Consider the following 15,033-nt stretch of genomic DNA (forward strand, 5'->3'; position numbering starts at 1 on the left):
GTCGTAGCGGTCGCGGCGGAGGCTGAGCACGCGCGCGGGTGCGCGAGGGTGGCAGGCGCTGATGGGGTGGACGCGGTCGCGGTCGCGGGCGTTGGGGTCGTCGGCGGCCCACTCGGTTCGGGCACGGACTCGGACTCCGGCCCGGGCGCGGACCCTGGCGCGGCAGACCTGGTGCGGCGTCCATCGACAGCGAGCGCGAGTGGCGCGGCGAGTGCCGCCACCAGTACCGGGACCCCGGCGGGCAGCAGCGGAACGCACACGAGCACCAGCAGTACGCCGAGACCGGCCACCACCCGCTCCAGAGCGGTACTGAGCATCGGAGCCAGCAAGGCCAGGAAGACGGCGGGCCCGGCGGCGTCCAGTCCCCAGTCCTGGGGGTCGCCGAGGGCGGACGCCCCGACCGCGCCCACGAAGGTGGTCAGGTTCCACAGGACGTAGAGCGACGCACCGGTGACGACGAAACCAAGGCGCGCACTTCGCCGGTTCCGCTGGGCGAGCGCGACGATGGAGGTCTCGTCGATGACCCAGTGGGCGGCGAAGGGGCGTACGGAGCGGGGCAGCGCCAGAAGCTGGGACAGGCGCAGCCCGTAGAACGCGTTGCGCACTCCGAGGAAGAACGCCCCGGCAGCGGCGGTCAGCGGATTCCCGCCCACGGCGAGCGCTCCGACGAGAGCGAACTGCGAGGCCCCGGTGAAGACCAGAAGGCTGAGCACGCACGTCTGCAGAAGGCTGATTCCGGCCCCGGCCGAGGTCACTCCGAAGGCGAACCCGGACAGGCCGACAGCGACACCGACACCGAGCGCGTCACGTATCACCGCTCGTTCGTCGATGTCCGCCCCGTCGTGACAGCCGACTGACTCGCCCGGTGGGCAGCTGCCCACCCCTGCCTCCGCCTCGTTCACCGCGGCCCCGTGCTCCGTCCCCGGCGCCCCGTGACCCGTCCCGGCCCCGGCCCCGTCCTCCGTGCGAGTCACAGACGACGAACCCGCCCCGTGCTCCGTGCCAGCCGCTCCGTGCCCCGTCCCTACGGCTCGCTCCGCGCGTCCGGCCGAACCCGCCGAGTCGGAGTGACCTCCTCCGCAGGGGACTGGCGGGTCACCGAGGCTGGCCGCACCGGCGGCAATCACAGGCTCCAGAGGGCTCGCAGACCTCACAGGGGTCACTGAGCTCACACTGGTCACCGCAGTCACTGGGCTCGCAGGGTCCACGGTCGCGATGGGCTCGATGGGCTCCATGGGCGTCACACGGCGCACTGCCCCTCGTGCGCGGCCCCGTTCCTTGGCGCTTTCCGCTCGTTCTGACACGGCCGTGACGCTACGAGCCGTGCTGCGGCTCTGTCTTGTACGTTCTTGCGCCCTCGCAGGTCACCGTGGCGGGAGACGACAGGGCTTGGCGCGGTCGTGACCGGCTAAGCGGTCACGACCGCGCTTGAAGCTCACGACCGCGCTGGGCGGTCACGACCAACTGAGCCGACGCGACCCGATCAAACCCGACGCCGCCCGCTCACCTGTCACGGCCCACTGGACGATCATGATCGGCTGGACGGTCACGGCCAGCGGCGCGTTCGCGCCGGTACGCGCCCGGTGGCACGCCGACAATGCGGGTGAAGTGCCGGTTCAGGTGGGGCTGGTCGGTGAAGCCGACGAGCGTCGCCGCCTCCGCGGGCGCCGTGCCGGACTCCAGCATCCGGCGGGCGCGGCGGACCCTGGCGTCGGTCAGCCAGGTGTGCGGCGGCATCCCGTACACGGTACGGAAGGCGCGCAGCAGGGCGAAGGGACTCGTCCCCACTTCGGCCGCGAGCTTTTCCAGGGTCGGCGGGTCGGCCATCCGGTCTTCCAGGATTTCGCGAGCGCGTACGGCGGTGCGGGCGCCCGCGCCGTGCTCCGTGCGCGGGGGGAGCGCTCCGCCATGGCCGCGGAGCAGCCGGGCGATGGTGCCGCGCAGCACGGTGTCGGCGGCGAGCGCGTTGCCCTCCTCCGCGGCGCGGTGCACCGCCATGATGAGCCGGACCGCCTCCGGGTCATTCACGACGGGGCGGGAGAATCCGGCTGACCCGCGGACGCTGGTCACCTCTGCCGCTATCTCGGCGACCGTGGCGGCGGCCGGGTAGAGGACGTGGTACGCCCAGCCCTCGGGGACACCGGCGCGGGCCGTGTGCGCGACGTCCGGGTTGATCATGACGACGCCACCGGGGCCGACGCGTTCGACACCGCCTGGCAGCGTGACCTCCTCGACGCCGCCGGTGATCGCACCGAGTACGTATCCGTCGTGTGTGTGGCGGGGGAAGGAGTGGCCGACGTACCGGGCGCGCAGCAGATCCACTCCAGGCAGCTCGGAGTAGCGCCAGTGCCGTGCCCTCTCCCGCTCCGCCATGGGTTCATTCTGCGCCGCCGCCCGGCGGACGTTGCCCGGAGGCCGCGTCCCTCCGGTTCATCCGTCGGCTCGTCAGCGCGTCAGCCGGTCCGGCCAAACCGCGCGACGACCGCTGTGACCTGCCATTTCGGGCGGTTGTCAGTGGTGCGGTGCACGATGGGGGGCATGGCGAGAACTGATCAGCGCGACGAGCCGACGGGGAGCGGGGACCCGGGCGGTGCGGCAGGGCACGCCGACGCTCTGGCGGCGTTCTCCGCGGCGACCCGCAGCTGGTTCACGGGGGCGTTCACCGCGCCGACGGCGGCGCAGGCGGGCGCCTGGCGGGCGATCGGCGAAGGCTCCGATGTGCTGGTCGTCGCGCCTACCGGGTCCGGTAAGACCCTCGCCGCCTTCCTGGCCGCCCTCGACCAGCTGGCCGGCACTCCCCCGCCGGCGGAGGCCAAGAAGCGCTGCCGCGTGCTGTACATCTCGCCGTTGAAGGCCCTCGCCGTGGATGTGGAACGCAACCTGCGCAGTCCGCTCACGGGCATCAGGCAGGAGGCGGTGCGGCTCGGGCTGCCGGAGCCCGAGGTGCGGGTGGGAATCCGTTCGGGCGACACCCCTGCCGCCGAGCGCCGTTCGCTGGCCACGCGACCGCCGGACATTCTGATCACGACCCCCGAGTCGCTGTTCCTGATGCTCACGTCCGCGGCCAGGGAGGTCCTGGCCGGGGTGGAGACGGTGATCCTCGATGAGGTGCACGCGGTCGCCGGCACGAAGCGCGGGGCGCATCTGGCGTTGTCGCTGGAGCGGCTCGACGCGCTGCGCGGCGCGGGCCCCTCAGGCTATGGCCATGCCCGTCCTGCGCGGCGGATCGGCCTGTCCGCGACGGTGCGGCCAGTGGAGGAGGTGGCGCGCTATCTCTCGCCAGGGCGGAAGGTGGAGATCGTCCAGCCGCCGTCAGGCAAGAGGTTCGACCTGTCGGTCGTGGTCCCTGTCGAGGACCTCGGTGAGCTGGGCGGCTCTCCCGCCCAGGAGGGGCAGGAAGGGGAGCGGCCCTCGATCTGGCCGCATGTGGAAGAGCGGATCGCCGACCTGGTCCAGGCGCATCGTTCGACCATCGTCTTCGCGAACTCGCGGCGTCTCGCCGAGCGGCTGTGCAACCGCCTCAACGAGATCGCGTACGAGCGGGCGACCGGGGAGCCGCTGCCCGAGCATCACTCGCCCGCCGAGATGATGGCGGAGTCAGGCGCGGCCAAGGGCGCTCCACCCGTGCTCGCGCGCGCCCACCACGGCTCCGTGTCGAAGGAACAGCGGGCCTTGGTGGAGGAAGACCTCAAGGCGGGCAGGCTGCCCGCGGTGGTCGCCACGTCCAGTCTCGAACTGGGCATCGACATGGGCGCCGTCGACCTCGTCGTCCAGGTCGAGTCGCCGCCCTCGGTCGCCTCCGGGCTCCAGCGGGTGGGCCGCGCCGGTCACCAGGTGGGGGCGGTGTCCACCGGCGTGGTCTTCCCGAAGTACCGGGGTGACCTGGTGCAGGCCGCGGTCGTCACCGAACGCATGCGCAGCGGCGCCATCGAAGCCCTGCGCGTCCCTGCCAACCCGCTCGACGTGCTGGCCCAGCAGCTGGTCGCCATGACGGCGATGGACACGTGGGACGTCGACGAACTGCTCGCGGTGGTGCGCCGGGCCGCCCCGTTCGCCACGCTTCCCGAGTCGGCGTACACGGCGGTCCTCGACATGCTCGCCGGGCGCTATCCGTCCGACGCCTTCGCCGAGCTGCGGCCCCGAGTCGTGTGGGACCGCGTCGCCGGTACGGTCACCGGCCGCCCGGGAGCGCAGCGGCTCGCTGTCACCTCCGGCGGCACGATCCCGGACAGGGGCCTGTTCGGCGTCTTCCTCGCCGGCTCCCAGTCGGCCGGGAGCGGCGGCGGGTCCGGGGGCGCGTCGGGCGGCTCCGGCCGGAGCGGTGGGCGGCGGGTCGGCGAGCTCGACGAGGAGATGGTCTACGAGTCCCGGGTGGGCGATGTGTTCACGCTGGGGACCACCTCCTGGCGAATCGAGGACATCACCCGCGACCAGGTCCTGGTCTCGCCCGCCCCCGGGGTGCCGGGGCGGCTGCCGTTCTGGAAGGGCGACCAGCTGGGACGGCCGCTGGAGCTGGGCCGCGCCCTCGGCTCGTTCCTCCGCGAGATCGGCTCTCTGGCGCCCGAGACCGCCCGAGCGCGGCTGAGCGCCGCTGGTCTCGACACGTGGGCGGCGGACAATGTGCTGTCCTACCTCGACGAGCAGCGGCGCGCCTGCGGCCACGTTCCCGATGACCGGACCATCGTCGTCGAGCGGTTCCGCGACGAGCTGGGCGACTGGCGGGTGGTCATCCACTCCCCTTTCGGTGCCCAGGTGCACGCGCCGTGGGCGCTCGCCCTCGGTGCCAGACTCGCCGAGCGCTACGGCATGGACGCCCAGGTCATGCATGCCGACGACGGCATCGTGCTGCGCCTGCCCGACGCCGACCTGCTGGGTCTCGACCTGCTCGACGGGCCCATGCCCACCGACGCCCCGCCCGGTACCCCCTCCGCCTCCGGCGCCACACCGGGCACCACGCCCGGCCGTGACTGGGGCACGGCGTACGACAGTGAGCAGTCTCCCGTCGGCGCCGCGGATGTCGCTTTCGACCAGGGTGAGGTGGCTCAGCTGGTCACCGACGAGATCGGCGGCTCCGCCCTGTTCGCCGCCCGCTTCCGGGAGTGCGCCGCCCGCGCTCTGCTGCTCCCGAGGCGCAACCCCGGAAAACGCACCCCCCTGTGGCAGCAGCGCCAGCGCGCCTCCCAGCTGCTCCAGGTGGCAAGCGAGTTCGGGTCGTTCCCCATCGTCCTCGAAGCCGTCCGCGAATGCCTCCAGGACGTGTTCGACGTGCCGGGGCTGACCGAGCTGATGGGCGACATCGAGGCGCGCCGGGTCCGGCTTGTCGAGGTGACCACCCCTGAGCCCTCCCCGTTCGCCCGCTCGCTGCTGTTCGGTTACGTGGCGCAGTTCCTGTACGAGGGTGACTCGCCGCTCGCCGAGCGCCGTGCCGCCGCCCTCTCCCTCGATGCCCGGCTGCTCGCCGAACTGCTCGGTCAGGCCGAGCTCCGCGAGCTCCTCGACGCCGACGTGCTCGCCGAACTGGAGCGGGAGCTGGCCTGGCGCACGGAGGACCGCCGGATCAAGGACGCTGAGGGCGTCGCCGACGCGCTGCGCGTCCTCGGCCCGCTCACCGACGATGAGCTGGCCGAGCGCGGTGCTGAGCCGGCGTGGCCGCGCGAACTGGAAGCGACCCGCCGCGCCATCCGGGTGCGGATCGCGGGCCGCGACCACTGGGCGGCCATCGAGGACGCGGGCCGCCTGCGGGACGCGCTGGGCACAGCGCTGCCCGTCGGGGTCCCCGAGGCCTTCACCGAGCCCGTACGGGACCCGCTCGGCGACCTCCTCGCCCGCTACGCCCGCACCCACGGGCCGTTCACCTCAGCGGACGCCGCCGCCCGCCTCGGCCTGGGCACGGCCATCACCGACGGCGCGCTGCACCGGCTGGCCGCCGACAACCGCGTCGTCCACGGCGAGTTCCATCCGGCGGGGGTCGGCCAGGAATGGTGCGACACCACGGTGCTGCGCCGCCTGCGGCGCCGTTCGCTGGCCGCTCTGCGCCAGGAACTTGAGCCTGTCCCACCCGCGGCGCTCGCCTCCTTCCTCCCGCAGTGGCAGCATCTGGGCGCCGCGCGCCTGCGCGGCGCCGACGGCCTGATCCGCGCCATCGAGCAGTTGCAGGGCGCGGCGGTTCCCGCGTCCGCGCTGGAAAAGCTCGTCCTGTCCTCGCGCGTCTCGGACTATTCCCCGGCGCTGCTCGACGAACTGACGGCGGCCGGAGAGGTGATCTGGGCGGGCGCCGGGGCCCTGCCGGGCAAGGACGGCTGGGTCGCCCTCTACGTAGCGGACGCGGCGCCGCTGCTGCTGCCCGGCGCGCGCCCGCTGGAGCTGGGTCCGCTGCACGAGGCGGTGCTCGACGCCCTGTCGGGAGGTTACGGGCTGTTCTTCCGCCAGATAGCGGACCGGGTACGAGCCGCCGGTCTCGCCCCGGCGAGCCCTGCGGGCGCCGACGCCGACATCGCCGACGCGGTCTGGGATCTCGCCTGGTCCGGCCGCCTGACCAACGACACTCTCGCCCCGTTGCGCGCGTTCCTCGGTTCCGGGCGCACCGCGGGAGCCACGGCCCACCGCGCCAAGCGGGCTGTGCCCCGGGGCCGGTACGGGTCGCTCACGAGCCGCCCCGGCGTCGGGGGGCGCGGCGTCCGGCCCACCGCCTCGTTCGGCGGGCCGCCCACCGTCGCGGGCCGCTGGTCCCTGCTGCCCGAGCCCGCCGGAGACCCCACCCACCGGGCCCATGCCCTGGCAGGCACGCTGCTCGACCGGCACGGGGTGGTGACGCGCGGCGCGGTGGCCGCCGAGGGCGTGGAGGGCGGATTCGCGGCCGCCTACCGGGTGCTGTCCGTCTTCGAGGAGAGCGGGCAGGCACGCCGCGGCTATGTGGTGGAGGGCTTGGGCGCCGCCCAGTTCGCCATGGACGGAGCGGTGGACCGGCTGCGCGCCGTCAGCACGGCACGCGACCGGAACCCGGGGCCCGGCTCCGGCTTCGGGACCGGCTCAAGCCGGACCGCCGAGTCGTCACGGCCCGTCGTCCTCGCGGCGGCCGACCCCGCCAACGCGTACGGGGCCGCGCTCGGCTGGCCGGACCCGCCGCCCGGTTCGACGCACAAACCGGGCCGCAAGGCGGGTTCGCTCGTCGTTCTCGTCGACGGCGAGCTGGTGCTCTACATGGAGCGCGGCGGCAAGACGCTGCTGGCCTGGCCCGGCACGGCCGAATCCGGCCAGTCGGGGTCCGGACCGACCGGGCCGACCGGGGCCGGGCTGCCGGGCGCGGGGCCTGGAGGGACGGCGTTCGGCCCGTTCCCCGCATACCCCGGTGCCACGTCCGGCTCCGGTGACGGGGAGGGCGGGGACACGAGGCTGACGCTGGCCGTCGAGGCGCTGGCCGGGGCGGCCCGCGCGGGCGCGCTCGGCACGATCACCATCGAGCGGGTCAACGGCGCCGCCGCGCTGTCCTCCCCGTTCGGCGCCATGCTCGAAGCCGCCGGATTCCACGCCACCCCTCGCGGACTACGGCTGCGCTCACCCCAGTGACACCGGGAGGCATCCAGAGGTACCGAGAGGTACCGACGCCGCCCCGAACCCCCGCCGCCGATGCCCCCACCACCGTGAGATCCCGCAACCACCGTGAGATCCCGGACCGCGACCGGTCGGGCGCCGGTCGCGGTCCCGGTCGACCGACCCGCCCGTCGCGGGCTCAGTCGGGCGACCGGCCGGTCCCGACTCCCTGAGACCCATGGCGGCATCATGGGGTCATGCCTGAGGGAGACACGGTCTGGCGCACCGCCCGCCGCCTGCACGACGCGCTGGCGGGCGAACCGCTCACCCGCTGGGAGCTGCGCGCCCCCTCCCGGCCCGCCACGCGGCCGAACGCGTGGGGTGAGCGGCAACCCAGTCTCGCCGCGCTCGACCTGACCGGTCGGCGGGTGCTTGAAGCGGTGCCGCGCGGTAAGCATCTCCTCATCCGGGTGGAGGGCGGTCTGACGCTCCACTCCCATCTGCGTATGGACGGCGCCTGGCGGGTCTTCGGCAACGGGGAACGCTGGCGCGGTGGCCCGGGGCACGAGATCCGGGCCGTTCTCGGCGTGGCCGACCGCACGGCCGTCGGCTACCGGCTCCCGGTGCTCGCCCTGATCCGTACCGCCGACGAACCCACCGTGGTCGGCCACCTCGGACCCGACCTGCTCGGCCCGGACTGGGACCCCGCTGAGGCGCTGCGCCGTCTGCTGGCCGACCCGGCGTGCCCGCTCGGTGAAGCCCTGCTCGACCAGCGGAACCTCGCGGGGATCGGCAATGTGTACAAGTCGGAGCTGTGCTTCATGCTCCGTGTCACGCCGTGGCTGCCCGTGTCGGAGCTCGGCGCGCCCCAGCGGCTGACCACGCTGGCGAAGAAGCTCCTTGAGGTCAACAAGGCCCGCCCCGTCCGCGTCACCACGGCCGAGCGCCACCCCGACCTGCGCCTGTGGGTGTACGGCCGGGGCGGAAAGCCATGCGTGCGCTGCGGGACCCCGATCCGGTCGGCCGAACAGGGAGACGGGCGGGCCAACGGAGAGAGCCAGGCCCGCATCACGTACTGGTGCCCCCACTGCCAGGCCGGGCCGGCACCGGGCACGTAGAGACGCAGAGCGCGTGGAAACGACTCAGACGAGAGCCCGCGCGGAGACGACTCCGGTGCTACGACGGCGCTGTGGCGGGCACCGTTCCCAAGGCCCCGCAGAGCGCCCCGTGGGCACAGGTGCTGACGGCACACCCCCTGTTTGCCCCGTGGCCACGTCACAGCCGGGAGCGTCACGGCCGAGGACCGTCACCACAGCCGGGGCCGGACGCTCAACCAGGGGCGGACGGACAGTCAGGGACGGTACGGACGGTCGGGGACGAGCAACGCCCCCCTACGGGTGGACGTCGCAGCTACGGCGGACCCTGACCCCGACCCGGTGGGTCGGCCGACGGCGAGCAAGTTTCAGTCGTCGCGGCCGACGGCGGGGGGAGGTTCAGTCATCGCGGACGGCGGCGAGGAAGGTCCGGGCGCCGACCGATCACTGCTCGTACGTCCGATCACCGCTCGTACGTCCGGCCCGTTCGCCTTCAGCCCGGCTGCGGGCCGTCCTCACCCGCCGGGACCACGGTACGCAGTGCACGGGCAACAGGCTCAGTCCCCAGCCGCCCGCCACGAGCGTCCCTTCGAGCGGCCCCGCCTGCGCGGGCTGGGCGGCGAGGCGGAAAGCAGCCCACCACCACACGCCGCCCAGCACGACCGCGCAAGCCCACCGGGCGGGCTCAGACACCACAGGCCGTCGCCCGCTCGCCCTTCGCGTACGAAGGGGATCGGGGCTTACGGGCCGCCGTTCCCCGGTCATGCGCTGCCAGAGCTGACATGTCCGAGCACCTTCCGCCGTCGCGCTGCGGCACCTTCGTTGTCACGGCCCTCTTGCCGGGGCGCCGTCTCCGTCTCCCTCGCCTGCCTGCTTGCCGCACGGCCGCATCCGGCGTCATGGGCGCCATCCGCGGGTCTGAGCGCCACCCGCATGCGCGGGCCTGAGCGCCACCTGCGGGCCGTACCGGCGCCGTCACCGCGCGCGTGGCCGCACCGTGGTCGGTGCCGGAGCGCCCGCGCCGCGTAGCCCCGCCGCTACTGAGTAGCGGTGACGGCCTCGGCCTGGAACATCCACGCGTGCTTCTCAAGATCGGCGGTCAGCCCGATCAGGATGTCCTGCGTCACCGGGTCGGGCTTGTCCGTCGCCTCGATGCGCCGACGCATCCGTTCGATGACGGCGGTGAGGGCTCCGACGAGGATCTTCACGGCATCGGTGTCCTTGATCCAGCCTTCCTTCACCGTGTCGATACCGCTCGTCTTGGCGACGCTCTCCGCGCGCCCGTCGGGATTGACACCGATCGCGGACCCCCGCTCAGCCACCGTGTCGGTGTGCGTACGAGCCGATTCCACTACTTCGTCGAGCTGGAGGTGGATGGAACGGAACCGGGGGCCGACCACGTTCCAGTGCACCTGCTTGGCAACCAGGGACAAGTCCACGAGGTCGACAAGCGCGCCTTGGAGGCAGTCGCCGACGATCTTGCGGTCGCCCTCGGACAGCGAGCTCTTCACGACAGACATCCAATTCCTCCTGATTGACGGAAAAGTCCCTTTATCCACCTTCCCATAGTCGCGACTACCCAGTCATATGAGCCGTATACAAGGGTGACCTGCCCCACCAGGCGGGCCTCCCCAGCCCCCAGTGACCTGCCGCCGCACCCACCGCGGCCGCCATCGGCACCCGGCTACCGCCAAGCAGGCGTGCAGCCCCCGCGATAGCCCTACGCCGCGTCCGGCGGCGGATCGCGCTGGGCCCCTGTCGGTGCGTCGTGGAGTGCGGGTGCGTCGTGGCTGGTCGCGCAGTTCCCCGCGCCCCTGACGGGGCACACCCTTTCGCTGTGCCAGGGCTGCTTCCCCTGGGCTTCCCCTGGGCTTCCCCTGGGCTTCCCCTGGGCCTGGCGGGCCCGGAAGGCCCATGCGCAGCCCGATGCCCGGGCACGCATGATCCGTCGGACACCCCTAGCAGCCCATAGCAGCCCCGAGCGGCCGTGCGGTGCCCCGTGCGGCCCCCAGCCGCCCGGAGCGCGCCCACGCGGACGCAGGAGGCCGAAAACCAGGAAACCCCGTCGGCGTGGAGCCGATCGGGGCTTACAGGCACAACAGTCGCAGACCAGGTGAGAGTTTCCTCAGGCCGCGACCACGTTGACGGCTTCCGCGGGCGCCTTGATGGTCACCCGCTCCTCGGGCACGGACGTCACCGACGTCACGGACACCGAATTCAGGCGTGGCCTCATCGGTGCGGGCACGGGCTCGCTCGCTGCGGCGGACTGCGCCAGCTCGGCCAGCGACAGTTCGTCGCTCACCTCCCGCATCACCTGGGACATCCGTACGTCCAAGGCGTCACAGATGGCGGAAAGCAACTCGGAGGATGCTTCCTTCTGCCCTCGCTCCACCTCTGAGAGATAGCCGAGGGAGACCCGAGCGGACGAGGAGACCTCGCGCAGAGTCCGGCCCTGGCGCTGGCGCTGTCGGCGCAGCACGTCACCCAGCAGGCGACGGAGCAGAATCATCGCTGGCTCCCTCCTCGGACCGCGTATCCGGTTCCTTCTCGCCCCACCGTACCGCCTCGGGCTCCACCCGTGCGGGGGGCGATGTCGTGTTCACTCAGGGCTGCAAACATCAAATCCCCCCACGTTGTTCCGTATCCTGTGCCCGCGCATTTTCGATCAGTTGGCTCTGTAGCAGCTCAAGGGCCGATACGACGCTCCGCGCGCGGATCTCCGCGCGGGTTCCGGAGAGCCGCAGCCGCTCCGACGCCGCCGCGCCACGCGGCCCGGCGACCGCTATGTGGACGGTGCCCACGGGTTGACCGTCCCGCGGCTCGGGTCCGGCGACGCCCGTGGTCGCCGCTGCCCAGTCGGAGCCCAGCGCCCGCCGTACGCCCTGCGCCGTCCGCAGCGCCACCTCGGCGTCGACCGCTCCGCGCTCGTCCAGAAGCGCCCCGTCCACGCCCAGCACCCGGGACTTCAGATCGGCCGCGTACGCCGTCACGGAGCCACGGAAAGCGAGGGAGGCCCCGGGGGCATCGGTCAGGGCCGCGGCCGGCAGACCGCCCGTCAGCGACTCGGCGACAGCCACGGTCTCGCCGCGCCCGCCGAGCATGGACAGCACCTCGGCCACGAGCGCCGCACGCGCCGACGGAACAACCACCCCTCCACCGGCACCAAGGGCATCACCACGGCCACCAGCGGCATCACCAGGCCCGTCCGCCTCCACAGTCACCCGCGAACCCGTTCCCGCACCACTGGCCGTACGCACCGTACGAAGGCTCACCGCACGGATTCCCGGCCCGCACGCTCCCGTTCGGCGGCCAGCCCCGCGCGGCGCAGGACGACGGCCTGCCGTACGTAGTCGAGCCCGGTCGCCAGCGTGAGCAGCACGGCCACGCCCATCACCCAGAAGCGGAGCGTCGCCAGCGGGCCCGTCAGCGCGAGGACGTACATCCCCACGGCGGTGCCCTGCGCGAGCGTCTTCATCTTGCCGCCACGGCTGGCCGGGATGACGCCGTGCTTGATCACCCAGAAGCGCATCAGCGTGATGCCGATCTCCCGGAAGAGGATGACGCCGGTGACCCACCAGGGCAGGTCGGACAGGAGGGACAGGCAGATCAGCGCCGCGCCCATGATCGCCTTGTCCGCTATCGGGTCGGCGATCTTCCCGAAGTCGGTGACCAGGTTGTAGCGGCGGGCCAGATGACCGTCGAAGAGGTCGGTGATCATCGCCACCGAGAACGCCGCCCAGGCGAAGGAGCGCCACGCGGGGTCGTAGCCGTCGCCGTGCATGATGAGCATGACGAAGCCCGGCACCAGGGCGAGCCTGGCCATGGTGAGGATGTTGGCGATGTTCCACAACCCGGCAGGCCGGGGGGTCACCACCGCACGGGCACCTCCCGTCGCGGAGGCCGGAACTCCGGTCATCTGTCCGCCCCCTTGGGACCCGTCTCGTCGGCCAGCGGCTCCGCGACGAGGTCCACTCCCTCCGCCGCGATCACCTTCGCCTCGACGATACGGCCGGGGACAAGTTCGCGGTCGGTCAGCAGGGCCGTCTGCCCGTCCGTCTCGGGTGCCTGGTGCGCGCCACGCCCGACGGTGCCGTCCGCCTCGTCGACCCGGTCGACGAGCACCCGCACCGTCTCACCGAGGCGCTCCTCGGCGCGCTGCGCCGTCAGCTCCTCCGCGAGCCGTGAGACGCGCGCCAGCCGCTCCGCGACCACATCCGGGTCGAGCTTGTCCCCGTATGTGGCGGCTTCGGTGCCGTCCTCGTCGGAGTAGCCGAAGACCCCGATGGCGTCCAGTCGCGCCTCGCTGATAAACCGTTCCAGCTCGACGACGTCGGCCTCGCTCTCGCCGGGGAAGCCGACGATGAAGTTGGAGCGGGCACCGGCCTGCGGGGCCTTGGCCCGGATCTGGCCGAGCAGGTCCAGGAAGCGGTCGGTGTCACCGAACCGGCGCATCGCCCGCAGCACACCGGGCGCCGAGTGCTGGAAGGACAGGTCGAAGTACGGCGCGACCTTGTCCGTCGAGGTCAGTACGTCGATGAGGCCGGGGCGCATCTCGGCGGGCTGCAGGTAGCTGACCCGGACGCGCTCGATCCCGTCCACCGCGGCCAGCTCGGGCAGCAGCGTCTCCAGCAGCCGGATGTCGCCGAGGTCCTTGCCGTAGGAGGTGTTGTTCTCGGAGACCAGCATGATCTCCTTCACGCCCTGCTCGGCGAGCCAGCGCGTCTCCCCCAGAACGTCCGAGGGGCGGCGCGAGATGAACGAGCCGCGGAAGGACGGGATGGCGCAGAAGGAGCAGCGCCGGTCGCAGCCGGAGGCGAGCTTGACGGAGGCGACGGGGCTGGTGCCCAGCCGTCGGCGCAGCGGGGCGCGCGGGCCGGAGGCGGGGGCGACGCCCTCGGGGAGGTCCACCAGGTCCGCGAGGTCGGCGGGGGGCTCGGCCGCCGCTGGGGCCGCCCCGTCCACGCCGCCGTGGCCGGGGAGCGCCACCGTCGTGCCCTGCCGCTGCGCGGGGCTGACCGGCAGCAGCTTGCGCCGGTCACGCGGGGTGTGGGAGGCGTGCACACCGCCGGACAGGATGGTGCGCAGCCGGTCGGAGATGTCGGCGTAGTCGTCGAAGCCGAGCACGCCGTCGGCTTCGGGCAGCGCCTCGGCGAGCTCCTTGCCGTATCTCTCGGCCATGCAGCCGACCGCTACGACGGCCTGGGTGCGGCCGTGGTCTTTGAGATCGTTCGCTTCGAGGAGGGCGTCGACCGAGTCCTTCTTGGCGGCTTCGACAAAGCCGCAGGTGTTGACGACGGCGACATCGGCGTCGGAGGCTTCCTCGACGAGCTCCCAGCCATCCGCTGCCAAGCGGCCTGCGAGCTCCTCCGAGTCCACCTCGTTACGGGCGCAGCCAAGAGTGACAAGGGCGACGGTACGGCGTTCGGGCATACGCTCAGACTACTTTGTCCCGGCACCGGTCCCCGCGCCAAGGGCACACCGAACGCTCGCCGGGCGACGACCACCCCGTGCGCCGCCCCCCGCTCGGCCAGGTCAGCCCGCCTCCGGATCACCCTTCGTGTACGTCAGGCGCTGGACCTGCCCGTCTTCGCCCGGGTGCTTGACTTCCTTGCCGTTGACGAAAAGCTGCACGGCCCCGGCGTCGCCGAGCACCAGGTCGAGGCGCTTGCTGTCGGTGAACGTCTTGGACGCGCCCTGCTTGATCACACCGACGTGGATCAGCCGCCCGTTGTGGTCCTTCGCCGAGATCCACGCCTGCCGGTCGGCGGCGGTGAGCTTGACGGTCACCTTGTTGGCCGGGACACCGGCGATGGCGCTGCCGGACGGGTCCGGCTTGGGGTCGGCGGGCTTGGTCGGGGTGGGCTTGCCGGTCGACGTCGCTGACGGGGCGCTCTCCGCGGTCGTGCCCTCGCCGTCGCCACCGCCGCTGAACAGCGTGAAGCCGACGAACCCCACGACGGCGACGATCGCGGCGACCATCGCCGCCGTCCAGTTCGGGCGGCGCGGCTCGGAGCGGATGCGCTCGGCTTCGAAGAGCGGGGCGGCGGCGGTGGGCTCGGGCCGGCCGCCGTGTTCCTCGTCGTACTGATCGATGAGGCCGGCGGGATCGAGTCCGACGGCGCGGGCGAGCGAGCGGATGTGTCCCCGGGCGTAGACGTCACCACCGCAGCGGGAGAAGTCGTCCTGCTCGATGCCGTGCACGATGGGGACACGCACCCGGGTGGCGGTACTGACCTCGTCGACGGTCAGTCCTGCGTCGATACGGGCCTGCTGAAGGGCGCGACCGACGGAAGGCCGGTCGTCTGCGGAGGAGTTGCCGATGGACACGGGGGCGCCTTTCGAGCGTGTAGCCACCTGCTGGAGGTTCAGTCTAGGGGTGGTACGAAAGGGTCGGGCAAGCGGGAGGCCG

General features: G+C 72.7%; 9 protein-coding genes and 1 pseudogene. 2 read left to right on the plus strand and 8 right to left on the minus strand.

The features are described from left to right. Window positions 1-155: 155 nt before the first annotated feature. Both AC5P1B_RS31300 and AC5P1B_RS31305 read right to left on the minus strand, forming a co-directional pair. A pseudogene (locus AC5P1B_RS31300) lies at window positions 156-830 on the minus strand (AzlC family ABC transporter permease); the annotation flags it as partial. Between the two features lie 673 nt (window positions 831-1,503). Further along, window positions 1,504-2,373 carry an AraC family transcriptional regulator gene (locus tag AC5P1B_RS31305; protein WP_493891367.1) on the minus strand — a complete coding sequence of 290 codons (870 nt, stop codon included), beginning with the start codon at window positions 2,371-2,373 and terminating at the stop codon, window positions 1,504-1,506. A gap of 165 nt (window positions 2,374-2,538) precedes the next feature. Here AC5P1B_RS31305 and AC5P1B_RS31310 point away from each other — a divergent pair, with 165 nt between their 5' ends. Both AC5P1B_RS31310 and AC5P1B_RS31315 read left to right on the plus strand, forming a co-directional pair. Then, window positions 2,539-7,566, plus strand: coding sequence for an Lhr family ATP-dependent helicase (locus tag AC5P1B_RS31310; protein ID WP_493891368.1), 5,028 nt, complete (start codon window positions 2,539-2,541; stop codon window positions 7,564-7,566). Window positions 7,567-7,787: 221 nt separating this feature from the next. After that, window positions 7,788-8,648 carry an Fpg/Nei family DNA glycosylase gene (locus AC5P1B_RS31315; protein WP_493891369.1) on the plus strand — a complete coding sequence of 287 codons (861 nt, stop codon included), beginning with the start codon at window positions 7,788-7,790 and terminating at the stop codon, window positions 8,646-8,648. 1,013 nt (window positions 8,649-9,661) lie between these two features. Here the strand turns inward: AC5P1B_RS31315 and AC5P1B_RS31320 are convergent. From AC5P1B_RS31320 to AC5P1B_RS31345, 6 genes are all read right to left on the minus strand, one after another. Then, the gene (locus tag AC5P1B_RS31320; protein WP_493891370.1) at window positions 9,662-10,144 is read right to left on the minus strand and encodes a Dps family protein; all 483 of its coding nucleotides are present in this window, start codon (window positions 10,142-10,144) and stop codon (window positions 9,662-9,664) included. Between the two features lie 605 nt (window positions 10,145-10,749). Next, window positions 10,750-11,133: a helix-turn-helix domain-containing protein gene (locus tag AC5P1B_RS31325; protein ID WP_493891371.1), complete on the minus strand. Its 384-nt coding sequence runs from the start codon at window positions 11,131-11,133 to the stop codon at window positions 10,750-10,752. Window positions 11,134-11,242: 109 nt separating this feature from the next. Continuing rightward, window positions 11,243-11,725: a CinA family protein gene (locus tag AC5P1B_RS31330; RefSeq protein ID WP_493891384.1), complete on the minus strand. Its 483-nt coding sequence runs from the start codon at window positions 11,723-11,725 to the stop codon at window positions 11,243-11,245. 167 nt (window positions 11,726-11,892) lie between these two features. Next, the gene (pgsA, locus tag AC5P1B_RS31335; RefSeq protein WP_493891372.1) at window positions 11,893-12,540 is read right to left on the minus strand and encodes a CDP-diacylglycerol--glycerol-3-phosphate 3-phosphatidyltransferase; all 648 of its coding nucleotides are present in this window, start codon (window positions 12,538-12,540) and stop codon (window positions 11,893-11,895) included. Beyond that, the gene (rimO, locus tag AC5P1B_RS31340; RefSeq protein WP_493891373.1) at window positions 12,537-14,054 is read right to left on the minus strand and encodes a 30S ribosomal protein S12 methylthiotransferase RimO; all 1,518 of its coding nucleotides are present in this window, start codon (window positions 14,052-14,054) and stop codon (window positions 12,537-12,539) included. Before rimO ends, pgsA begins: the two co-directional genes overlap by 4 nt. Window positions 14,055-14,156: 102 nt before the next feature. Further along, window positions 14,157-14,951, minus strand: coding sequence for a helix-turn-helix domain-containing protein (locus AC5P1B_RS31345; protein ID WP_493891374.1), 795 nt, complete (start codon window positions 14,949-14,951; stop codon window positions 14,157-14,159). Between the last annotated feature and the right edge of the window lie 82 nt (window positions 14,952-15,033).

It is taken from the genome of Streptomyces sp. A01 (assembly GCF_059026195.1).